Source organism: Faunimonas sp. B44 (genome assembly GCF_052655945.1).
Genome location: NZ_JBQYEX010000007.1, coordinates 65,762 through 87,044 on the forward strand (window position 1 = coordinate 65,762; position 21,283 = coordinate 87,044).

Consider the following 21,283-nt stretch of genomic DNA (forward strand, 5'->3'; position numbering starts at 1 on the left):
CATGATCGCGGCTCGACCGGCCGTCGCCCGGGTCCGCCGGTTGCCCGGAGCGGGCATGCCGCACAGGCGCAGGCATCGCACGACAGAGGAAGATCGATGTTCCGTTGGCCCATGCTCGCCGCCTTGATCCCCCTCCTTGCCGCCCCGGCATTCGCCCAGCCACCCGGGCACGACCCGGATTGGCCGTGCATCCAGCGGAAGGTGCCGGAGTTGCAGCCGGCCGCCGTCTGGTCGGGCCCGGCGATCGACGCCGTCCTCGCCACGTGGGACCAGGACCCCGAGGTTCGCGGCCTGGTCGAGGAACTCGCCTCCCGCCGGATCCCCTTGCAGGACGCGCAGGAACGCGTGACCCAGTTCGCGCAGAGCCTCGACGAAGCGGAGCGCGAGGCGCGGCTCACCGCCGTCTTCGCCGGCCTTTTCAGAACGCTCGACGCGGAGCGGAAGCAGGTCATCGCAGGCATCGAGCGCTACGGGCGCAAGCAGAAGGACCTCGCCGAAGCAATCCGGCGGGAGACGGTCGCGCTCGAGACGCTGGAGGAGAAGCCGGACGCCGACCGTCAGGTGATCGCCGAGAAGACCGACCAGATCATATGGTCCACGCGCATCTTCGACGAGCGGCGCGCATCGCTGAGCTTCGTCTGCGAGGTCCCCACGCTCATCGAGCAGCGCTTCTTCACGCTTGCGCGCGCGCTCCAGGCCGGGCTCAGCGGCTGACTGCCTCGCCCGGGCGCGGCGCGGGCGCGTATTCCTCGGTCGGATGCCCCTCGACGCTCCAGCCGTCGGTGCCGTCGGGATACCAGACGACGTCGGCATAGCCCCATTCGAGCGCCCGTCTGGCCGCGTTCCAGGACATCCAGCACTCGGCGAGGCAATAGATCACGATGGTGCGGCCGGGATCGCCCGAGGTGGCCCGGGCGAGGTTCTCCCGGTAGTAGCGCTCCATCTCCGACGAAAGCGCGCCGTAGCCGACATCCGGCAGCCAGATGCTGCCCGGAATGCCGAAGCGCGGCTGTTCGCGCCACACCGTCCCCTCCGGCAGGTTCGGTTTCGGCGGCCGCGGCAGGACGTCGATGAAGGTGGCGTTCCGCTCCTCCCAGAGGCGGTAAGCCTCCGGAGTCGAGACGACCCGCGCGCCCGCCAGAGTGGCCGGAACCGGCGAGCGGTAGTCGTCCATCCGGTAGCCCGGGGGCTCGGGCACCGGCGCCTCGCCCCGGGCCTGGCCGACCGCGAGGAGAGACAGCGCGGCGAGCAAGGCCGCCGCGCCGGCTCGCGTCATTGGGTGATCCTCTGGTCCTTCTCGTCGAGGATCGGCACACTGTACTCAAGCAGGATCTTGTTGATCTCGCCTTGGTTCTCCCGAATGAGATCGTTCAGCTGCCGCTTCCAGTTCTGGTCTGCCGCGCGCACGCCCATCGTCATCCGGTAGACCATGCGGGACCCGACCTTCTCCGCGGTCAGCGGCACGACCTCGAGCGGCGGATTGGCCCGCGCGGCGTAATAGCCAGCGACCGGGCCCCACACGACGGCCGCATCGGTCACGCCGTCCTCAACGTCCTTGATCATCTGCTCGAACGTCGAGTCGATGCGGGTGTCCACGAACAGCTGGTAGGGCTTCGCCTTCCCGATCAGGCCGGCCTTCGCGAGGTTCGTCGCCGGCGGCGTCCCGGCGACCACGCCGACGCGCTTGCCCTGCAGCTTGGCGTCCTCGATCGTCTCGATGCCGTCGAGCTCGCCGCCGCCCCGGTAGACCAGCGCATACGCCGTCCGGTAGTAGGCGTTCGTGTTCTGGACCAGCTCGTCGCCTTGCGGGTAGTTCATGATCACGTCGCAGCGATTGGCCGCGAGCGTGTTACGCACGAAGCCCGTCACCTGCGGGAAGTAGTGGTAGCTCACCTTCTTGCCGAGCTTCGACGCCACGAGTTCCGCCAGCTTGTTCTCGAATCCCGCGCCCTTGTCGTCGGAGAACGGCAGATTGTCCGGATCCGCGCAGACGCGCAGATATTCCGGATCGATCAGTTCGACCGCCCCGCCGAGCCCGGAATGCTGGGCCGACGCTGCGGAGGTGCCGATCAGGAGGATCGCCGCCGCGAGGGCGGCGATCCGGTGTGTCGTAAGCATCTGGGTTGCTCCTAACCGCCCATGCAGGCGTTCTCCGCCTCGATGGCCGCTTCCGGCTTGTCCTCGCGCTTGGCGGGGCGGCCGGGCTTCAGGCCGCCCTTCGCGCGCGCCTCGAGATAGATGTAGAGGTCGTCGATGTAGCACATGACGTTCGGGTTCGTGCCGAAGGCCGGCATCACGTTCTGATTCGAGGCGTCGACGTGCAGGCGGCCGTTCGTCACCACCTCCAGGAAGGTCGAATATTCCATCGTCTTCAGCGAGTTCACGAGCGAGGGCGCGTACGACGACCCCAGGCCCTCGGGACCGTGGCAGACGTGGCACTCGGCATGATACCGGCGGAAGCCCGAGAAGGTGTACCAGTCGACGGTGCCGTCCTCGGCGATGTTGTAGGTCGGGTCGCCGTCGGCCGTGTAGTACTTGCCGTCCTCGTTGGTGACGCCTTCGCGGGCGGCGGCCGCCTGGCCGCCGGCGGCCGGCTGCGCCGGGGCCGCCGCGGCAGGCGCCTGACCCGGCGCCGGCGCCTGCTGCTGGCCGGCGGCCGCGGGCGCCTGTTCCGCTGCCGCGGGCGGGACCTGGCCTGCAGCCGAGCCAGTGCCGGAAGCCTCCGGCGCGGCAGGAGGCGTCGTGCCCTGCGCTTGTGCCCCCGCAACCGAAACGAACGAAGCGCTGCCGAGTGCAAGCGCGACTGCAGTCGGGATCATGCCTCGAAGCAGCATGAATACTCCTCTCTCGAATTTACGCATGGTCTGAACAAGAAGGGGCCCGGCACGAGCCGTTTCCGTGCCGAGCCCCCGCTATGTCGGCTGATCGTTCAGATCAATCCGGCAGTTCGAACACGGTCAGCTGACCGCCGAGCGCCGTGTAGCGCGACAGCCCGGCATAGCCGCCCACCGCGCCGAGGCCGGCCGTCGGATCCGTCAGGCCCGCTGCGAGGCCGATGCCGGCCCAGCCGCCGATGCCCGAAAGGATCGCGATCTGCTGCTTGCCGTCATGCTCGTAGGTCGTGACGTTGCCGATGATGCCCGACGGGGTCTTGAACTTGAACAGTTCCTTGCCGTCGTTGTCGACCGCCTTCAGGTAGCCCTCGAGCGTGCCGTAGAAGACCACGTCGCCGGCCGTGGCGAGCGCGCCGGACCACACCGAGAACTGCTCGGGGATGGACCAGGCGATCTTGCCGGTCGTGGCGTCCCAGGCGATGAAGTTGCCCATGCCGCCATGGCTGTTCGGCGCCGGATACATGCTGAGCGTCGCCCCGACATAGGGCTGCCCGGCCGTATAGCTGACGCGGAACGGCTCGTAGTCCATGCAGACGTGGTTCGTCGGCACGTAGAACATCTTCGTCTTGGGCGAGTAGGCCGCCGGCTGCTGGTCCTTGGTGCCGAGAGCCGCCGGGCAGATGCCGGTCGAGTTCACGTCCTCGCCGTTCTGCTCGGTCGAGTACTCCGCCACCACGGCCGGGCGCCCGTAGTTCTCGCTGTTCTTGTCCATGTCGACGCCGGTCGTCCAGTTCACGACCGGATCGTACTTCTCCGCCACCAGCAGATCGCCGTTCTCGCGGTTCACCGTGTAGGCGAGGCCGTTGCGGTCGAAATGGACCAGCGTCTTCACCGTCTGGCCGTCCATCTCGAGGTCCGACAGGATCATCTCGTTGATCCCGTCATAGTCCCACTCGTCGTGCGGCGTCATCTGGTAGACCCACTTCGCCATGCCCGTGTCCGGGTTGCGGGCGAAGATGGTCATCGACCAGCGATTGTCGCCCGGGCGCTGCGCCGGGTTCCAGGTCGAGGGATTGCCGGTGCCGTAATAGATCAGGTCGAGCTCGGAATCGTAGGAGAACCAGCCCCACGTCGTCCCGCCGCCGATCTGCCACTGGTCGCCTTCCCAGGTCGCCGTTCCGGAATCCGGGCCGACCGGCTTGCCGAGATGCGTCGTCTGCTCGGGGTCCATCAGCGTGTCGCTGTCCGGGCCCATCGAGTAGGCGCGCCAGGCCTGGCTGCCGTCCTTCAGGTTGTAGGCCGTCACCGACCCGCGCACGCCGAACTCGCCGCCGGAGATGCCGATCAGGACCTTGTCCTTGAACACCATCGGCGCCGCCGTGCCGGTCTCGCCCTTCGACGGATCGCCGTTCTGCGCCGTCCAGACCTCTTCGCCGGTCTCCGCATTGAGCGCGACCACCTTGGTGTCGGCCTGGTGCAGGATGATCAGGGCCGGCTGGCCGTCCGCGGCCGGCGCGTACGCGACGCCGCGATTGACCGTGTCGCAGCACATCACGCCGATAACGTTCGGGTCCTGCTTCGGCTCGTACTTCCAGTTGATCGCCCCGTCCTCGTTGAGGTCGAGCGAGTAGACGATGTTCGGGAACGGCGTGTGGACGTACATCGTCCCGTCGATCACGAGCGGGCCACCCTCATGGCCGCGCAGGACGCCGGTGGAGAAGGTCCACGCGACCTTCAGGTCCTTCACGTTGTCCTTGTTGATCTGGTCCAGCTCGGAATAACGCCAGTTGGCGTAATTGCCGGTCGGCATGACCCAGTTCTTGGCGTTCTTCTCCATCTCCTGGAGCTGTTCATTCGCCGTTGCAGCGCCGCCCGCAACGAGCATCGCCGCCACACTCACACATGCTGTTAGTAGTTTCCGACCCATTAGGCCCTCCCATCCGACTTCTACGTCGCGAATAGCCGGGGCGAATCGCGTTCGACCTCGACGCGCCCAGGCACGTTCATTGTGGGAAGGTTCCTCGACAGCGTGTCACGACCTTGCGGGGTTTGGAGTATCTTTCTCCCCGCAGGCCTTCGATCACGGCATCCGCGCTCCCAACACGGATGCATTGCAGTCGATAACCGTAAGATGAGTGTAGGTGGGTTCTTTTGAATCGGCAAGCGAGCAATGACATGCAAATGCGACCTTCTCAGGCGCGTCCGATTTCGCCGTGCCGCGCGCTCGCATGGGCGTTTCTCCGGCCCGCCGGAGCGCTCTCCGCCAGCCTTCTCCTCGCCGCCCCGGCATGGTCGGCAGAGCCGCTCGCACTGGAGCCGATCGCGCCCGGCGTGTTCGTCCACGCCGGGGCGGTTGACCTCATGTCGGAGGCGAATGCCGGCGCGATCGCCAATGTGGGCTTCATCGTCGGCGGCGAGGCCGTCGCGGTGGTCGATACCGGCGGCAGCGTCGCCGAAGGGCGCGCCCTCCTCGCCGCCATCCGCAGCGTCACCGACCTCCCCGTCCGCTACGTGATCAACACGCACATGCATCCGGACCACGTCTTCGGGAACGCCGCCTTCGAGGAGGAGCGGCCGCAATTCGTCGGCCATGCCAAGCTGCCGCGGGCGCTTTCCGCGCGCGGGGAGCACTACCTCCGGGCGAACGCCGCCCTGCTCGGCCCGGATCTCACGGCAGAGATCCGGATCGTGCCGCCCGACCTCCTGGTGGAGGACCGGACGGAGCTCGACCTCGGCGGCCGCGTCATCGAGCTGAGGGCCTGGCCGACCGCCCACACCGACAACGACCTCACCGTTCTCGACCGGACGACCGGGACGCTGTTCGCAGGCGACCTGGTGTTCCTGCAGCACGTCCCTTCGATCGACGGCAGCATCAAGGGCTGGCTTTCCGCGGTCGACGAACTCGCCGCGGTTCCGGCGGCGCGCGTCGTGCCGGGGCATGGCCCGGCCTCCGCCCCGTGGCCGGCCGCGCTCGACGACGAGCGCCGCTATTTCGAGGCCGTGGCGCGCGACGTGCGCGCGGCCATCGCGGCAGGCAGCACGCTCCAGTCCGCGCTCGGGGCCGGGGCGGAGGAGGAGCGGCCGCGCTGGGAGCTGTTCGGCGCGTTCCACGCCCGCAATGTCACCGCCGCCTTCGCCGAGCTCGAGTGGGAATGAGGCTGCCGCGCGTCGCGCGTTTCCCGGGAGCCGCGGGCTGCGCTATAATGATCCGCAAAGGCCCAACCGGCACGGAGATGGCCATGAGCATCAAGACATCGTTCATCGCCCTGGGGCTGACGCTTGCGCTCGCTGCCGCCGCATCGGCGCAACCCGCCCCGCGGCAGGATCCCTGGCCCGGGCTCGTCGTCGACGTGTTCGACGGACGGCCGATCGAGACCGGAACGGGCCTCGTCCGGCTGGAGGCGCCGGCGCGGGCCGAGGATGCCGCCGTCGTGCCGATGACGATCCGGGCCGAGGCGACGGCGCCGGACGGCACGCCGATCCGGCGCATCACGCTCGTGATCGACGAGAACCCCGCCCCGGTGGCGGCCGTCTTCGAGCTCGGCGCCGAGGCCGGCGTGACGCAGATCGCGACCCGGGTGCGGGTCAACACCTACAGCAACGTCCATGCCGTCGCCGAGGACGAGAAGGGCCGCCTCTACATGGACGCCGCCTTCGTGAAGGCGTCCGGCGGGTGCTCGGCGCCGGCGCTCAAGGACGCCGACCAGGCGCTCGCCAGCATGGGCGAGATGCGGTTCCGCATGTTCGAGCCGGCCGCGCAGAACCTTTCGACCGGCGCACAGGACGCCCAGGTCATGGTGCGGCACCCCAACTATTCGGGGCTGCAGATGGACCAGGTGACGCGGCACTACATCCCCGCCCACTTCATCCAGTCGCTGGTCGTGAAGCAGGGCGATGCGCCGATCCTCGCCGTGGAAGGCGGCATCTCGCTCAGCGAGGACCCGAACGTCCGCTTCACCTATCGCAGCAACGGCGAGGACATCACCGTCGAGGCGACGGACACGGAGGGCAAGGTCTTCCGCAGCTCCTGGCCGCAGGAGATGCGCCGCGCGTCGTGAGGCGCGGCGCCAAGGCGGCGCTCAGTAGAAGCAGCGCACCTCGGCCTCCGCCTGCGCCCGCCGAAGGTCGCTGATCGCGGCCTTGGCCGGGGCGCTCGTCCGGAAGATGACGCCCTTCTCGCCCGCGACCTGGCCCATGCTCAGGAACGTGCTGGCGCTCTCGTAGCGCTCGTAGGGAAGGAGCGATGCGATGACGTCGATCGAGCACGAGCAGTTCTTCAGGATGGCGGGCGATTCCCCGTTCGCCTTGACGCAGGCGAAGACGTAATCGGCGACCGCCTCGGTCGGGTAGTCGTTCGCGGCGCGGGCGGGCTGCCAGCCCGCTGCGGCGAGGAGCGCGGCTGCGCAGAGTGCAGACAGCACGTTACGGGAAACCGGGATTGTCCGCATGGCCTGCTCCGATCACGATCCTCGACAAGTGCGTATCGCCCCGGCCGGTGTCAACCACGGCGCCGCGCGAGCGGCCGGTCCGCCGCCTCACCCCGCCCGCTCGAGCGCAGGGCCGCTCCCCACCCGCATCCCGCGCTGGGGATTGTAGCCCCAGACGGAGAGCGTGAGGAAGACGAGCAGGGTCCCGCAGACGATCGCGGCCGCGGTCCAGTTGACCTCGCCGTAGAGCGCGAAGCGGATGAGTTCCACGGCGTGCGTGAACGGGTTCAGCTCGCACAGCCAGTAGAGGATCACGCTCGATTCCCGCATGCGCCAGAGCGGGTAGAGCGCCGACGACAGGAAGAAGGCGGGAAAGATCACGAAGTTCATGACCCCGGCGAAATTCTCCAGCTGGCGCACCGTCGACGAGATGAACATGCCGATCGCGCCGAGCATCAGCCCCGTCAGTACGAGTGCCGGCAGGACGAGGGCATAGCCGACGAGCGGGAACTCGATGCCGAGGAGCCGTGCGATGAGAAGGAAGGCGTAGACCTGCAGGATGGAGACGATCACGCCCCCGCAAAGCTTCGCGAACAGCAGGAACCAGCGCGGCAAGGGCGTCGTCAGGAGCACGCGCATGGAGCCCATCTCGCGGTCGTAGACCATGGAGAGCGAGGACTGCATGCCGGCGAAGAGCTGGATCATGCCGATCAGGCCGGGCGCGATGTAGACGTCGTAGGTGATGTAGGTCTGGTAGGGCGGCTGGATGGAGATGCCGAGCACGCTGCGGAAGCCCGCCGCGAAGACCAGCAGCCAGACGAGCGGCCTGACCAGGGCGGAGAGGAAGCGCTCGCGCTGATAGAGGAAGCGCAGCACCTCCCGCCAGATGACCGCCCCCAGCGCGGCCGCGTACATCCCGACCGTCATGCGGCTTCCGCGCGCGGAGCGGTCAGCGCGGCGAAGGCGTCCTCGAGCCCGGCCGTCCGCGTCCTGGCGAGGACCTCCTCGACCGGCCCCTTCTCGGCGATGCGGCCCCGGTGGAGGATGACCAGGTCGTCGCCGCGCCGGATCTCGTCGATGAGATGCGTCGCCCACAGCACCGCGATGCCTTCCGAGGCGGCGAGGTCGTGCACATGCTCGACGATCGCCTTGCGCGACGGCACGTCGAGGCCGACCGTCGGCTCGTCGAGAAGCAGCAGGCTCGGGTTGCCGAGCAGCGCACGGGCGATCTCCACCCGCCTGCGGTGGCCGCCGTTCAGCGCCCTCACCTTCTCGGCGGCCCGGTGCCTCATCTCGAAGCGCCCGAGCTCCCGGTCGATGCGGCGCGTCATCTCGCGCCGGCCGAGCCCGCGCAGCCGCGCGAAATAGCGCAGGTTCTGCGCGACGGTCAGGTCGAGGTCGAGCGTCGGCTGCTGGAACACCACCCCGAGCGGGGCGAGCGCCGCCGCCCCCGCCTTGTTGACGTCAAGGCCGCAGATCGCGATCCGGCCCCGGTCGGTCCGCAGGAGCCGGGTGATGAGCGCGAAGAGCGTCGACTTGCCGGCGCCGTTCGGCCCGAGGAGCGCCGCGAAGCGCCCCGGCCGAACCGCGAACGAGACGTCGTCCAGGGCGGCCTTCTCCGTGTAGGCGAAGGACACACCCTCCACGAGCAAGGCCGGCACATCGCTGCTGTCGGGCTGGATCACGCGCGGGAGAATAGCCAAGCGGCGCGGACTGGCAATCCCGCCCGATCAGATCTGCTTGCCCTTCGCGCCGGCCCATTCGCAGCGGAAGCGCACGACCCGCCAGCCCGGATGCTCGCCCGCCCATTTGGCGAGGTGGGGCATCGCTTCGCCCATGCACTGGTTGAGCGACCCGCCGGCCTCGAAATAGAGATGCTGCTCCTTGCACTCGGTCGGCTGCGCCAGCATGCACACGGCAAAGACGAGATCGACGAGACTCATATGTTCATCTCCGGTAGACGCAGCATGCAGCCCGCAAGGCGCGAGCGGACACAAAGCGTCGAGGCCATAACCATGAACGAGCCGGCCGGTTCAACGCGCTATGCCGGCACGAATATCTCACCAAGACCAAGGACCGCGGTATCGCCCATGTATCTCCGCATCGGGCCGGCAATCAAATCTTCTTGATACCCGAGCGCAACCAGCGTTTTCGAGATGAGGCGCAGCGCGACCAGATCATGCGCGCCGGTGTCGAGGAAGGTCGGGCTCATTCCGTCCGCGCCCCGCCCGAACAGGAGCGTTCCGCGCCGCATGAGATAGCCCGGGCGGGGCCCCGCGCGGCCGCCGGCGACGAGCGTGCCGGCGATCATCCGGCTCCCCGCATGGCCGCCGACATCGCCGCCGATTGCGATCAGGCCCCGGCGCATCCGGTCGCCGGCCCGCTCTCCGGCCCCGCCGCGGACCAGGATCGCACCGCCGGCCATGCCGACCATCTCGCCCGGCCGAGGCCCCCCGAGCCGGTCTCCGGCGTCGCCGGATATGTCCAGTCGCCCCCCGGTCATGCCGGAGCCTGCGAGCGGGCCGGCGCGGCCGAGCACACGGATCGTGCCGCCGGACATCGCCCGCCCGACCTGCTGCCCGACCGGGCCGTCGACGAGAATGGCGCCGGCCGCCATGCCGTGGCCCACGAGGTCGAGGCGGTCGGACCCGCCCTCGATACGGATCTCATCGGCATCCTGGCGGGCGATCCCGAAGAGGTCGCCCAGCCGGGCCGTCTCCCGCGTCGTTTGAAGCTCCAGGCGGGCGATCTCGCCGTCCGACATGGCCGACATGCGGTCGAGCCTCACCGGCGAGAGGTCGAGCCGCTGCGGCGGCTCGGCGCGGAGCCGGAGCACGAAGCCGGTCACGACAAGAGCTCCCCGAGCCGGTAGTGGAACTGCCCAAGCTTGCCGCCGTAATTGCCGGCGCCGATGCGGAGGGCGCCGTCATCCGGTCCGAGCGCGCAGGCGGCGTGGAGGCCGGCGCGCATCGCCTCGCGCACCGATTCGGCGGTCAGGCCGTCGATCACGATCTCGAGCACGGAGCCGATCTCCGGCGTCAGCTCGCTGGCGACGCGGCCGCGCAGCGTCGGGCAATAGGAATGATTGGTGGAGGCGGGCAGCGCCTTGTATTTCGATCCGACCTTCGACCCGGAGCGCACGATGCCGCCCGGGAACGGCATGATGACGTCGGGCACGGCCGCGATGGCCGCGACCGCGGCCTCGGCCGCCCGCAGCGTCGACGGCCGGTCGCGGCCCATCAGGAGCAGGTTCCCGCCCCCGACCGCGGCCTTGGTAAGGCCGGTCGTGCCTTCGCAGACGAACTCGCCGTCCATGACGGGGATGCGCCAGAAGCGCCGCCCGCCGATCTGCTTGGCGATCTGCCAACCGTCGCCGAAATAGCGGAGCGCGTCGCCGATCTTCAGCGCCTCCTCGCCCGTCAGGCCGGCGAAGCAGGCCGAACCCGGGCTGGTGAGCACGCATTGCCCGACGCGCGCCTGGAGCTGCGTCTCGAGCATCTTCGTCGACACGGAGAAGATCAGGACGCGGACGCCCGGCCTGCCGTCCGGCGTGTCGGCCGGGTCGAGCTCCGCGTCGACGGCAGCCTCGCAGCCGCAGGCGATCACCGAGGTCGCGAACCCGGTCATCGTGACCGCCGCCTGGCGCGCCCAGCCGGCCGTGTCGGCGGTGATGACGACCGCCGTCGCGCGCATCCCGAACGCCTCGGCGAAAGTGTCGTCGATGGCGACGCCGTTGAGGCTCAGCGGCGGCATTGTGCCACCTCGAACACGTCCCCGATGCCGGCAACCTGCGCGATCGCGCTCTCCGGGATGGCGAAGGCATCGGGCGGAAGGCCGTAGCGGCGCTCGTTGTGCTCCGCGATCCGCCGGCTCATCGCAGCCTCGACGTCCGGGCGAAGCGTCACGGTCCGTCCGGGGCGATAATGCGTGACGGCGCCGTCCCGCACCACCAGGTCGCCCGACTTGAAGACCAGGTGGGCGTCCGCGAACATCGCCGCCCGGTCCGGCAGATCGTGGTAGACGGCGACGTCGGCGAGCGCGCCGGGGCCGAGATGGCCGCGGTCGGGCAGGCCGAGCAGGCGCGCCGGCGACGCCCTCGTCATGATCGCGATCTCGTAGAGCGAGTATTCGCGCGTGATCGCCTCGAGGTCGGTCGCCTCGAGCGCCGTCTTGGGCAGGCGCTCGAGCCAGCGCGCGCGCTCCTCCCTGTCCATGAGGAGATGAATGATCGCGGGATAGGTGGTGAAGTGCGCGCCGTTCGGGTGGTCGGTGGTGAAGTAGACGCGCCACGGGTCGTCGATCAGCAGGAAGAGCTCCAGCCCGATCGCCCATTGCACGGCGTTCACGAAGTCGTCGTGCCGGTAGCGGATCGGCACGATGCCGCCGCCATTGCCGATGCCGTCCCAGACGACCCACTTCTTCGGCCGGGCGAAGGCGTGCTGGGCGTACTGGCGCAGCGTGTCGGACGAGACCGTGACGGTCGGCCCGAACATGACCTGCCCGACATCGACGGTGACGTTCGGTCGGGCGTTCACGCGCTCGGCCAGCGCGGCCGCGGCGGAGGAGAAGTGCCGGCGGCCCTCGCGCCCGTAGCCGTAGAACTGCAGGTGCGCGAAGTGCATCGGCCGGTCGCCGGCGGCGTCCATCGTGGTGAGCGCGGTCTCGAATGCGCCCGGAACGCCGAGATTGTTGCAATGGACGTGGAGCGGATGGGGAACGCCCGCCTCCACCACCGCCTCCTGCAAAGCGAGCACGATCTCCCGCGAGCTGAGGCCGTAGCTTGGCACTTCGTCGTCGAAGCCGAACGTCCGGACGTTCTCCTTGAACGCGGCGGCGCCGCCCGCATTGATGACCTTGATGCCGAGCCCCCGGCCGTCGCGCAGCGTGGCGCGGACGTAGTCGACGAGCGCGTCGCGGCCTTCCTTCCCGTGCAGGAGATTGAGCGTGAAATCGTCGTTGCCGATGACCAGGAGCGCCGCGGTGTCGAGGATGGGGATGTCGGCGAGCTCGAGATGGGCGTGCAGCGCATGGCTCGGCGGCACGGCCGGCTCCACGACCATCGTATAGCCCATTTCGGCATAGAGCCGGCCCGTCTCGAAAGTGGATCGGCGGGCGTTGCCGAGCGGCGTCTCGGCGCGCCGCGCCGCATGCGTCCAGTGCTGTTCCGGCAGGAGCAGCCGGGACGTGTTGACGTTGATGCCCGCGACATGGGTGTGGATGTCGATCGCACCGGCCATCACGATCTTGCCGGCGAGGTCGTAGGTCGCGTCGGGTGCCTCGCCTTCCGGCGGCGCCACGATCCGCTCGTCGCGGAGCCAGACGTCCGCCACAGCGTCTTGCCCGTTCGCCGGATCGACGACCCGGCCGCCTGCCAGCCGGATCAGCATGGCAGGCGGTCTGCGATCCGCGCGATCGCCTCTGCGGCCGGCAGGGCATTCGAGCGACGGGACGCCTGCATGGCCGTGAAGGTCGCGATCCGCCGGTCGTGGATCACGGCGTCGTGGTCCTCGCCGCTGCGGCCGATGCCGATGGCAACCGCCGCCGCAGCGGCCTGCGCCGGGTCGGAGGTGAGCGCGATCACCGCGCATCCGGGGGCCGGCGGCGGCTCGAGGCCGGTTCCGCCGTCCACCCAGACGAGCAGATCGCCCTCCCCGCTCGCCAGGAGCCGGCCGGAGTCGAAGCGCCACGGATCGTGCTCGGGCCAGCCGCGGCCGAAGCCGATCGGCGCCGGATATCCGGTCATCCAGCCGCAGACCGTCGTCGCCGCCGGCCCGCCCGCCTCGTCCGCGACCGGGATGCCCGCCCAGCGGGTGGCTGCGTTGAGGTCCTTCACGAGGCCGGCGAGCATTTCGATCGCGAGCTCGTCGAGGTCGCGCGCGGCCCAGACCACCACGCCGTACCGCGCCGCCTTCATGGCCGCGGCGAGCCGGTCGAGATCGCCGCCGTCGCCAGCGACCGGCCGGCCGGCGATGCGGGCGCGCAGCGCGGCGAGCGCGTCGGGCGGCTCCAGGGCACTCGCGTAGGCATGAGCCGCGGCTTCGCCGGCCGGCGCCGCCGTCCCGAGGCATGCGACGGTGCAAGCGGGCCGATCTCCCGCAGGCCCGCCGGCGAGAAAATCGAGGAGCCCCGGCCAGAGCTCGAGCGGCGCGGACCCGACGAGGAGCACGAAGTCCGCCCGCTCGCGGGCCTCGGCCGGCGTGACGAGCATCATGCCGGCCTCGCGCAGCACCGTCGTGTCGCGCAGGCTTTCCGCGGCGGCGGCGTGGTCGAACACGCCGCCGGCCCGCTCGGCGAGCCGGACCGACGCGCGGATCGACGCCACGTCCGCGGGCGTTCCGGCCACGACAGGAAGCCTGCTCCCGGCGAGCAGGTGGGCGGCATGGGTCAGCGCGTCGTCGAGCGTCGCTGCCCGGCCCTCGATGTAAGCCTCGGGCGAGCTCAATTTCCCCCCTTCGGACCGGGTTCCCGAGCGCCCGCCTCCACCGGAACCCCGGTCGGACGGGCCGTCGGATCCCGGCCTCCAGTCGTCGTCCTTCTAGTCGTCGTACTTGATGTAGGCGAAGCGCTGGTCTCCGCCGGGCGTACCCTCCAGGGCGCCGCCGGCCTTGCCGGGCTGCCACTGGACCACGTCCTCGATCTTCTTCGCCAGCTCGAAATCCTTGTCCGTGATGCCCTTGGCGGCATGGTTCATCAGCCGCACCTCGACCCACGCATAGGACGCCGTGAGGTCGGGATGATGCCAGGCCGCCTCCGCCAGATGGCCGACCGCGTTGATCACCATCAGTGTACCCTTCCAGCTCGCGGTCCGGTAGCGGCGGCGTATCCAGCCGTTCTCGTAGCGCCAATGCGGCAGCTCGGACTGCAGCCGCGCCGCGATCTCATCCTCGCTATAGACGCGGTCCTTCGCTCGTTCGCTCATCGTTGATTGTCCCCGAGGTCTCTGCCACAGTGGAAACAATTCTCGGCTGAACGCAATCCCGGCACAAGACCGAACGGGCAAGTCGGCCGGCTCATCAAATCCTGGTGGTAGCAGTGCCGGACAGCGTCCACGTAACCGTACCAGCACGCCTGCACCTCGGCTTCCTCGACCTGAACGGCGGGCTTGGACGGCGCTTCGGCAGCATCGGCCTGGCGATCGAAGGCTTGCGGACGCGGATCGAGCTTTCGCGCGCGCCGGCCGATTCCGTCACCGGGCCGGAGAGCGCACGGGCGGGTGCCTACCTCCAGCAGATCCGCGCCGCCCTCGGCCTGCGGGCGTTCCACCGCCTGTCGGTCGGCGAGGCGATTCCCGCCCATGCCGGCCTCGGCTCGGGAACGCAGCTCGCGCTGGCGGTCGCCGCTGCCGTGCGCCGCCTGCACGGCGCGCCGCAGGATCCGCGCAGCGATGCGCGCGTGCTCGGGCGCGGCGCACGCTCCGGCGTCGGCATCGGCCTCTTCACGGAGGGCGGCCTCGTGCTCGACGGCGGGCGGAGCGCGCGCGACGAGCCGCCGCCCATCCTCGCCCGGCTCCCCTTTCCGGAGGCCTGGCGGATCGTGCTCGTCCTCGACAGGCATGCCACGGGCGTGCACGGGCCGGACGAGGCCGAAGCCTTCGCCGCCCTGCCGCCGATGCCCGCCGACGTCGCCGCCCATCTCTGCCGGCTCGCGCTGATGCGCGCGCTGCCCGCGCTCGCCGAGGCCGATCTCGACCCGTTCGGTCGCGCCGTGACGGAGATCCAGGCCGTCATCGGCGACCAGTTCGCACCGGCCCAGGGCGGCCGTTTCGCCAGCCCGGGCGTCGCCGCCGCGCTCGAGCGCCTGGAACGGGCCGGCTGCACCGGCTTCGGGCAGAGCTCGTGGGGGCCGACCGGCTTCGCCTTCGCACCCTCGGAGGCTACCGCCGCCGAATGGGCGGCCCTCCTGCGTGACCTCGCCGCTTCGGCGGGCCTGACCGTTCTCGTCGTCCGCGGCCGAAACGCCGGCGCCGAAATCCAGCAGATCAACGCATTGACGAAAGCAAAACAGCATGGCTGAGCCGCGCATCCTCCATATGATCAGTCCGCTGAAGCACGTGAGCCCGTTCGACGTGAACATGGCCCTCGATGCCGGCTTCGACGCGGTCGTGCCCTACAACCAGGTGGAGCTCGGCGAGGTGACGGGCCTCGTCCAGGACGCGATCTTCTCGCGGCCGCCGAAGCTCGGCGTCCGCTCCGGCCTCTTCATCGGCGGCAAGGAGGCGGTGCTCGCGCTCGACATGCTGGAAAAGGCGCGCAAGGCACTCGTGCCGCCCTTCTCGATGTCCATCTTCGCCGACCCGGCCGGCTCCTTCACCACCGCGGCGGCGATGGTCGCCTGCGTCGAGCGGACGCTGCGCGAGAAGCGGCAGCGCGAGCTCTCCGGCGCGACCATCGCCGTCTTCGGCGCGACCGGCGTGGTCGGCTTCTGCTCCGCCGTGATCGCCGCGACCGAGGGCGCGAAGGTGACGCTCGTCGGCCATGACGGCCCGGACCGCGTCCGGCGCGCCTCCGAGGAGATCGGGGCGCGCTTCGACGTCGGGGTCGGCTTCGCCGACGGCTCCACCGAGGAGCGCAAGGCGGCGATCGTGGCGGAGTCCGAGATCGTTCTCGCCGCCGCCAAGGCCGGCGTGAAGGTGCTCGGCCGCGAGCAGGTCGAGGCGGCGGATCGCCTGACGGTCGCCGCCGACGTCAACGCCGTTCCGCCGGCGGGCATCGAGGGCCTCGACGTGAAGGCCGACGGCGCGCCGCTCGGCACGCACGGCGCCGTCGGCATCGGCGCCCTCACCATCGGCGACATCAAATACAAGACGGAATCAGGCCTGTTCCGGGCGATGATCGATGCGGAGAAGCCGGTCGTGTTCGACTTCCGCGACGCCTTCCGCCTCGCCCGCTCGCTCGCCGCCAGGGGATGACGGAGGTGCTGGTCGGCGGTCTTTCGGCGCGTGCGCTGGCGGATGCGGCCACTGCGGCCGGCTATGCTCCGCTCGCCGCCGACCTCTTCTGCGACCTCGATCTCCAGGAGCGCTGCGCGGCGACCCGGCGGCTCGGCGGCAGCCTCGACGCGGGCATCGACCCTGACGCGCCGTCGGCGCTCGAACGGCTTGCCCGCGGCCGCGCCCCGATCGGCTTCGCCTATGCCTCCGGCTTCGAGGATCGCCCGCAACTCCTCGAGGCGGTGGCGGAGCTTTGGCCGATCCTCGGCAATTCGGCGAGCACGATCCGCCGGGTCAAGGATCCGCTACGGCTGGCGGAGCTCTGCCGCTCCCTCGCCATCCCGCACCCGGAGATCCGGTTCGATCGCCCGGGCGGAGACGGCTGGCTCGCCAAGCGCGCCGGCGGCAGCGGCGGGTCGCATGTCGGCCGGGCGGGCGAGGCGACCTATTGGCAGGAACAGGTGCCGGGCGAGCCGGTTTCAGCGCTCGTGCTGGCGAACGGCGGCGCCGCGCGCGTGCTCGGCCTCAGCGCGCAATGGCCCGATCCCTGCCCCGGCGCGCCGTTCCGCTATGGCGGCGCCGTGCGGCCGGCGCCGCTCGACGCCGGGACGGCGGGGAGCCTTTCGCGCGCCGCCGAACGGATCGCCCAAGCAAGCGGGCTGGTCGGCCTCAACAGCGTGGACTTCCTCGTCGCTGCCGACGCCTACTGGCTCATCGAGGTCAATCCGCGGCCGGGCGCGACGCTCGACCTTTTCAGGGACCGGGACGGGCGGCTCTTCGCAGAGCACGTCGCGGCCTGCCGCGGCGCACCGCTTCCCCACGACGAATTCCGGCTCGCGCCGGCTTCTGCCGCCGCGATCCTCTATGCCGACGCCCCGATCGCCGTGATGCCGGCGATCGCCTGGCCCGAATGGACGGCCGACCGCACGCCGCCCGGCGTCGCCATCGCGCAGGACGCCCCGGTCTGCACCGTTGTGGCGGAGGCGGAAACAGGAGCAGCAGCGCGCGCGCTGCTTGCCGGCCGGACTGCCGCCCTGCGGGGCCTGATCGGAGGCGCACAATGTCGATCAGCCTGAACGACCGCGCGTCTGCGCATGTGGAACGCATGATCGCGGATGCCGAGCGGTTGCGGATCGGGGTGGCGCGCGGGTCGCTGGGCGAGACGCTCGTCGATTGCGGTGCGAAGGTCCTCGGCGGCATCGATGCCGGCCTCGCGCTCGCGGAAACCTGCCTCGGCGGGCTCGGTCACGTGACGCTCGGCCCGGCGGAGGCCTTGCCGCGCTGGCCCTGGACGATCTCCGTCCGCACCAGCAATCCGGCGACCGCCTGCCTGGCGAGCCAGTACGCCGGCTGGGCGCTCTCGGACAAGGAGGGCGGAAGCGGCTTCTTCGCGCTCGGCTCCGGCCCGGCCCGGGCGCTGGCGCGGCGCGAAGAGGTCTTCCACGACCTCGCGCACCGGGAGGAATCGGCCCGCGCCGTGCTGGTCCTCGAGGCGGGATCGCCGCCGCCGGCAAGCGTGATCGCCAAGGTGGCAGGCGACTGCGGCATCGCCCCGGACGCGCTCAGCGTCCTCTACGCGCCCACCCGGAGCCTGGCCGGCACCGTGCAGATCATCGCCCGCGTGGTGGAGGTCGCGCTCCACAAGGCCCATGCCCTCGGCTATCGGGTCGAGCGGATCGTCGATGCCGCCGGCGCGGCGCCGATGAGCCCGCCCCATCCCGACTTCGTCACCGCGATGGGCCGCACCAACGACGCCATCATCTATGGCGGGCGGGTCCACCTGTTCGTGACCGGCCCGGAAGCGGAGGCGAAGGAGCTCGCCGCCGGCCTGCCGAGCCGCACCTCGCGGGATTACGGCGCGCCCTTCGCGGAGGTTTTCAAGCGGTTCAAGGGCGACTTCTACGCCATCGACGCCATGCTCTTCAGCCCCGCGCTGGTGACCGTGACGGCGATGGAGACCGGCGCGAGCTTCCATGCCGGGGAGCTTTCGGCGGCGCTCGTCGATGCGTCCTTCGGCGGCTGATCGGGCAGGCATGACCGGACCCCGGATCGCGCTCTTCGCCGAAGGCGGCGACTGGCACGCAGCAAGGCTCGGCGAGTCCTTCGCGGCGCGCGGGGCGGCTCTCGTCCGCCTGTCGCTCGACCGCGCCATGCTCGCGACCGGCACGGAGACCGGCGTCGAGCTGCCCGGCTTCGATGACGGCCTGCCGGATGCGGTCCTCGTCAAGACGGTGGCCGCGGGCAGCTTCGAGGCCATCACGCTCCGCCTCGGGATCCTGCACGCTCTGCGCGACCTCGGCGTGCCGGTCTGGAACGATGCGCGCGCGATCGAGCGCTGCGTCGACAAGGCGGCGACGAGCTTCCACCTGGCGCGCGCCGGCCTGCCGACGCCGGCGACCTGGACGACGGAAGATCGCGAGGCCGCCTGCCGGATCGTCGCGCGCGAGTGCGGACAGGGTCCGCTCGTCCTCAAGCCGCTGTTCGGCTCGCAGGGGCGCGGGCTCCTCCTCGTCGAGCGGCCGGAGGACCTTCCCCCGCCCGAGGCGACCGGCGGCGTCCACTATCTCCAGCGGCTGGTGCGCAGCCCGGCCGGACTGTTCGAGGACTACCGCCTCTTCGTCGTCGCAGGGCGCGTCGTCGCCGCCATGGCAAGGCGCGGCGCCACCTGGATCACCAACGTGAAGCAGGGCGGCGAGCCCCTGCCCTTTACGCCCGACGCCCGCATGACGCGTCTCGCCGTCGCCGCAGCCGGCGCGGTCGGGGCGGATTATTGCGGCGTGGACCTCATTCGGGACGAAGCCGGCCGGGCGCTCGTCCTGGAGGTGAACAGCATGCCGGCCTGGGCGGGCCTGCAGTCCGTGACGCCCGTCGACATCGCCGCCGCCATCGCGGACGGTCTTCTCGCGGCCCTGCCGCAGCGCCGGCAACTGGCTGCGGCAGGCGGATGAAGCCGCAAGCGAGCCTGATCGCCGAGCTCTACCGGTCGTCCTGCCTCGACGAGCTGAGGGCGCCGAAGGCCGGCAACGTGCACGATTTCAGCGCCGGGCACGGCATGACGGTGAGCGATTTCGAGGTGAGCGCGAACGTCACGGCGCCCTTCGTCGCGCGTGCCGGCGCGCCGGTCGGCGAGCGCATCCTCGGCGCGATCCGGGCGACCCGCGCCGCGGTCGGCTGCAACACCAATCTCGGCATCGTGCTGATGTCGGCGCCGCTCGCCGCCGCCGCCGAGCGCGCAGACGGACCGTCTCTCCGCGAATCCGTCGGCCGTATTCTCGCCGGCCTCGACGTGGCCGACGCCACAGCGGTCTTCGAGGCGATCGTGCTCGCCTCGCCGGCAGGACTCGGGCGATCGGACGCGCACGACGTCCGCGCGCCCGCGACCGTGAGGCTCATCGAGGCCATGCGCACGGCGGCCGAGCGCGACCGCATCGCCTGGAACTATTCGAACGGCTTCGCGGACGTCTTCGAGATCGGGCTGCCGACATACCGGGCCGCAATGGAGCGCTTCGGCGATCACCTCTGGGCGACCGCCGCCGTGCACTTCGCCATGATGGCCGCCTTCCCCGACACCCACATCGCGCGCGAGCACGGCGCCGATGCCGCGGCGCGGGCGCAGGAGAGCGCCAGGCGGATCGCCGACGAACTCGGCAGCGCGGACGAACCTCGCACCCTCCTCCCCCGCATCCTCACGCTCGACGGCGAGCTGAAGACGGCCGGGGTCAACCCCGGCACCAGCGCTGACCTGACCGTCGCCACCCTCTTCGCAGAACGCCTGGAGCGCCTCGAGAGCGACGCGAGGGCCTGACGGACCCCGAAAGGCACTCCCGCGGCGCGGGCGACGGCGCGCTCGCGTTGCACCTCCAAGCTATGCATGCCGCGCGCATCGGCCCCGCGTTGTGCGGCGCACCATCGCCCTTGATGCAATGCAGCATCAGACGCATCTTCGGGTCTCCCGGAGATGAATCCGGCTTGCCTGGCCCATTGGTGGGACCGGCCAGCACCTCAGGACGTTTCCAGATGCGCAGACTTCTTCTCTCCGCCGCCGCTCTTCTCGTCTCGGCTTCCGCCGGGCTGGCCGCGGACCTCGTGCCGAACCACGCCCGCAGCATCGAGCTCGAGGGCGTGTCGGGCGTCGCCTACTACACCGCCGAGGGCAGCGACTACAGCGTCGTGGCCGTCCTCTCCGGCGGCGAAGGCGCCCGCCCCGTGCGCTACCAGACCACGCTCGCGCCGGCGCAGCGGCTGGTGATCTCCGTGCCGGGCCCGCGGGGCGCGAAGGACAAGGCGGTCGAGATCGTCCGCGACGGCGATGCCGTCCGCGCCGATCTCGTCGAGTAGACCGAAAATTCGAGGCGGCTCGCCCGAGCCGCCTCGGCCCTCGGGCCGGCTATTCGGCGGCCTGCACCGGCCGCCGCGTGTCGCGCGCCCAGTAGTCCGGATCGGCCTTGCTGCGGGCGAGGTCTTCCGCCGTCTCGAAGCCCGGCGCCATCGAGGCGTCGGTTCCCGCGAGAACCTGGTGGTGCTCGATGTTCAGCGTCCGCAGCCAGCGCTGCTGCCCCATCGTGATCGCGATGAAATAGCCGAGCTCGACGAGCTCCGGCTCGCTGAAATGGCGGTGAAGCCGCTCCCACAGGGCATCCTCGGCCGGAAGATCCCAGGTGATCGCCTCCGCATAGGCGAGCGCCGCCTTCTGGCGATCGTCGTAGCGGACCGACTTCTCGAAATTGAGAAGGTCCTTGTAGTCCTCCTCCACGAGCCCCTGCCGCGCCGACTTGATGGACCGCTGGTTGCCGCAATACTCGCACTTCACCGAACGCGAGACGTAGACCCGGCAGAGTTCCTTGATGGAATGGTCGCAGACGCCGCTGTGGAAAACGTCGCGCCAGGTGTCGGCGAACGACCAGAAGCAGGCCGGCACGTGCGCCCGGATGGCCTGGCTCTCCGGCCGCGGCGTGCCCTCGCGGCGGCAGCGGTCGAGCTCGGCGAGCATGCGCGCGTCCGTGATCGTGGCCGGGTCGACATAGGAAATGCGCTGCTTGTCCATCGGCGTTTCCTCATTCTCTTCTTTTCGATGGAGCGAGGGTGTCACCCCG

Annotated in this window: 24 protein-coding genes; 10 read left to right on the forward strand and 14 right to left on the reverse strand. The window is 70.4% G+C overall.

The window, feature by feature from the left end; all coding sequences use genetic code 11:
• Nucleotides 1–96: 96 nt before the first annotated feature.
• The gene (locus ACUN0C_RS13635) at nt 97–714 is read left to right on the forward strand and encodes a hypothetical protein (RefSeq protein WP_445466931.1); all 618 of its coding nucleotides are present in this window, start codon (nt 97–99) and stop codon (nt 712–714) included.
• On the opposite strand, the gene ACUN0C_RS13640 is transcribed toward ACUN0C_RS13635, so the two are convergent.
• The 4 genes from ACUN0C_RS13640 to ACUN0C_RS13655 form a co-directional block, all read right to left on the reverse strand.
• Nucleotides 704–1,276 (reverse strand): PQQ-dependent catabolism-associated CXXCW motif protein, encoded by a 573-nt coding sequence (locus tag ACUN0C_RS13640; RefSeq protein ID WP_445466932.1) that lies wholly within the window; start codon nt 1,274–1,276, stop codon nt 704–706. The two genes, ACUN0C_RS13635 and ACUN0C_RS13640, sit on opposite strands and share 11 nt — an antisense overlap.
• Nucleotides 1,273–2,118: a substrate-binding domain-containing protein gene (locus ACUN0C_RS13645; protein ID WP_445466933.1), complete on the reverse strand. Its 846-nt coding sequence runs from the start codon at nt 2,116–2,118 to the stop codon at nt 1,273–1,275. The genes ACUN0C_RS13640 and ACUN0C_RS13645 overlap by 4 nt, the downstream gene beginning before the upstream one ends.
• Nucleotides 2,119–2,129: 11 nt before the next feature.
• Nucleotides 2,130–2,834 (reverse strand): c-type cytochrome, methanol metabolism-related, encoded by a 705-nt coding sequence (locus tag ACUN0C_RS13650; protein WP_445466934.1) that lies wholly within the window; start codon nt 2,832–2,834, stop codon nt 2,130–2,132.
• 100 nt (nt 2,835–2,934) lie between these two features.
• Nucleotides 2,935–4,761, reverse strand: coding sequence for a methanol/ethanol family PQQ-dependent dehydrogenase (locus ACUN0C_RS13655; RefSeq protein ID WP_445466935.1), 1,827 nt, complete (start codon nt 4,759–4,761; stop codon nt 2,935–2,937).
• Nucleotides 4,762–5,015: 254 nt separating this feature from the next.
• Between ACUN0C_RS13655 and ACUN0C_RS13660 the strand changes: the two genes are divergently transcribed.
• Both ACUN0C_RS13660 and ACUN0C_RS13665 read left to right on the forward strand, forming a co-directional pair.
• Nucleotides 5,016–5,990 carry a quinoprotein relay system zinc metallohydrolase 2 gene (locus ACUN0C_RS13660; protein ID WP_445466936.1) on the forward strand — a complete coding sequence of 325 codons (975 nt, stop codon included), beginning with the start codon at nt 5,016–5,018 and terminating at the stop codon, nt 5,988–5,990.
• An 83-nt stretch (nt 5,991–6,073) separates the two neighbouring features.
• The gene (locus ACUN0C_RS13665; RefSeq protein WP_445466937.1) at nt 6,074–6,892 is read left to right on the forward strand and encodes a quinoprotein dehydrogenase-associated SoxYZ-like carrier; all 819 of its coding nucleotides are present in this window, start codon (nt 6,074–6,076) and stop codon (nt 6,890–6,892) included.
• A gap of 21 nt (nt 6,893–6,913) precedes the next feature.
• Here the strand turns inward: ACUN0C_RS13665 and ACUN0C_RS13670 are convergent, their stop codons facing one another.
• The 9 genes from ACUN0C_RS13670 to ACUN0C_RS13710 form a co-directional block, all read right to left on the reverse strand.
• Entirely contained in the window at nt 6,914–7,282 is a 369-nt protein-coding gene (locus ACUN0C_RS13670; RefSeq protein ID WP_445466938.1) for a hypothetical protein, read from the reverse strand.
• An 87-nt stretch (nt 7,283–7,369) separates the two neighbouring features.
• On the reverse strand, nt 7,370–8,188 hold the full coding sequence (locus tag ACUN0C_RS13675) for an ABC transporter permease (protein WP_445466939.1): 819 nt from the start codon (nt 8,186–8,188) through the stop codon (nt 7,370–7,372).
• Nucleotides 8,185–8,922, reverse strand: coding sequence for an ATP-binding cassette domain-containing protein (locus tag ACUN0C_RS13680; RefSeq protein ID WP_445467043.1), 738 nt, complete (start codon nt 8,920–8,922; stop codon nt 8,185–8,187). The genes ACUN0C_RS13675 and ACUN0C_RS13680 overlap by 4 nt, the downstream gene beginning before the upstream one ends.
• Nucleotides 8,923–8,991: 69 nt before the next feature.
• On the reverse strand, nt 8,992–9,204 hold the full coding sequence (locus ACUN0C_RS13685; RefSeq protein ID WP_445466940.1) for a hypothetical protein: 213 nt from the start codon (nt 9,202–9,204) through the stop codon (nt 8,992–8,994).
• A gap of 98 nt (nt 9,205–9,302) precedes the next feature.
• Complete coding sequence (locus ACUN0C_RS13690) at nt 9,303–10,109, reverse strand: formylmethanofuran dehydrogenase subunit C (protein ID WP_445466941.1); 807 nt, start codon at nt 10,107–10,109, stop codon at nt 9,303–9,305.
• The gene (gene fhcD, locus ACUN0C_RS13695) at nt 10,106–11,014 is read right to left on the reverse strand and encodes a formylmethanofuran--tetrahydromethanopterin N-formyltransferase (RefSeq protein WP_445466942.1); all 909 of its coding nucleotides are present in this window, start codon (nt 11,012–11,014) and stop codon (nt 10,106–10,108) included. Before fhcD ends, ACUN0C_RS13690 begins: the two co-directional genes overlap by 4 nt.
• Nucleotides 11,002–12,648 (reverse strand): formylmethanofuran dehydrogenase subunit A, encoded by a 1,647-nt coding sequence (locus ACUN0C_RS13700; protein ID WP_445466943.1) that lies wholly within the window; start codon nt 12,646–12,648, stop codon nt 11,002–11,004. Before ACUN0C_RS13700 ends, fhcD begins: the two co-directional genes overlap by 13 nt.
• Nucleotides 12,642–13,703, reverse strand: coding sequence for a formylmethanofuran dehydrogenase (locus ACUN0C_RS13705; protein WP_445466944.1), 1,062 nt, complete (start codon nt 13,701–13,703; stop codon nt 12,642–12,644). The genes ACUN0C_RS13700 and ACUN0C_RS13705 overlap by 7 nt, the downstream gene beginning before the upstream one ends.
• A 93-nt stretch (nt 13,704–13,796) precedes the next feature.
• On the reverse strand, nt 13,797–14,180 hold the full coding sequence (locus tag ACUN0C_RS13710) for a 4a-hydroxytetrahydrobiopterin dehydratase (RefSeq protein ID WP_445466945.1): 384 nt from the start codon (nt 14,178–14,180) through the stop codon (nt 13,797–13,799).
• Nucleotides 14,181–14,293: 113 nt separating this feature from the next.
• Here ACUN0C_RS13710 and ACUN0C_RS13715 point away from each other — a divergent pair, with 113 nt between their 5' ends.
• The 7 genes from ACUN0C_RS13715 to ACUN0C_RS13745 all read left to right on the forward strand — a co-directional run bounded on the left by ACUN0C_RS13715 (nt 14,294) and on the right by ACUN0C_RS13745 (nt 20,528).
• Nucleotides 14,294–15,274 (forward strand): beta-ribofuranosylaminobenzene 5'-phosphate synthase family protein, encoded by a 981-nt coding sequence (locus tag ACUN0C_RS13715; protein ID WP_445466946.1) that lies wholly within the window; start codon nt 14,294–14,296, stop codon nt 15,272–15,274.
• Nucleotides 15,267–16,169 (forward strand): NAD(P)-dependent methylenetetrahydromethanopterin dehydrogenase, encoded by a 903-nt coding sequence (locus ACUN0C_RS13720; RefSeq protein WP_445466947.1) that lies wholly within the window; start codon nt 15,267–15,269, stop codon nt 16,167–16,169. Before ACUN0C_RS13715 ends, ACUN0C_RS13720 begins: the two co-directional genes overlap by 8 nt.
• A complete protein-coding gene (locus tag ACUN0C_RS13725; RefSeq protein ID WP_445466948.1) occupies nt 16,166–17,266 on the forward strand; it encodes an ATP-grasp domain-containing protein in 1,101 nt (366 codons plus the stop codon). Before ACUN0C_RS13720 ends, ACUN0C_RS13725 begins: the two co-directional genes overlap by 4 nt.
• Nucleotides 17,251–18,213 (forward strand): methenyltetrahydromethanopterin cyclohydrolase, encoded by a 963-nt coding sequence (mch, locus tag ACUN0C_RS13730; protein WP_445466949.1) that lies wholly within the window; start codon nt 17,251–17,253, stop codon nt 18,211–18,213. Before ACUN0C_RS13725 ends, mch begins: the two co-directional genes overlap by 16 nt.
• A gap of 10 nt (nt 18,214–18,223) precedes the next feature.
• Complete coding sequence (locus ACUN0C_RS13735) at nt 18,224–19,138, forward strand: ATP-grasp domain-containing protein (RefSeq protein WP_445466950.1); 915 nt, start codon at nt 18,224–18,226, stop codon at nt 19,136–19,138.
• Nucleotides 19,135–19,995: a triphosphoribosyl-dephospho-CoA synthase gene (locus tag ACUN0C_RS13740; protein WP_445466951.1), complete on the forward strand. Its 861-nt coding sequence runs from the start codon at nt 19,135–19,137 to the stop codon at nt 19,993–19,995. Before ACUN0C_RS13735 ends, ACUN0C_RS13740 begins: the two co-directional genes overlap by 4 nt.
• A gap of 212 nt (nt 19,996–20,207) precedes the next feature.
• On the forward strand, nt 20,208–20,528 hold the full coding sequence (locus ACUN0C_RS13745) for a hypothetical protein (RefSeq protein ID WP_445466952.1): 321 nt from the start codon (nt 20,208–20,210) through the stop codon (nt 20,526–20,528).
• Between the two features lie 49 nt (nt 20,529–20,577).
• On the opposite strand, the gene ACUN0C_RS13750 is transcribed toward ACUN0C_RS13745, so the two are convergent.
• Entirely contained in the window at nt 20,578–21,234 is a 657-nt protein-coding gene (locus ACUN0C_RS13750) for a carboxymuconolactone decarboxylase family protein (RefSeq protein ID WP_445466953.1), read from the reverse strand.
• Nucleotides 21,235–21,283: the final 49 nt, after the last annotated feature.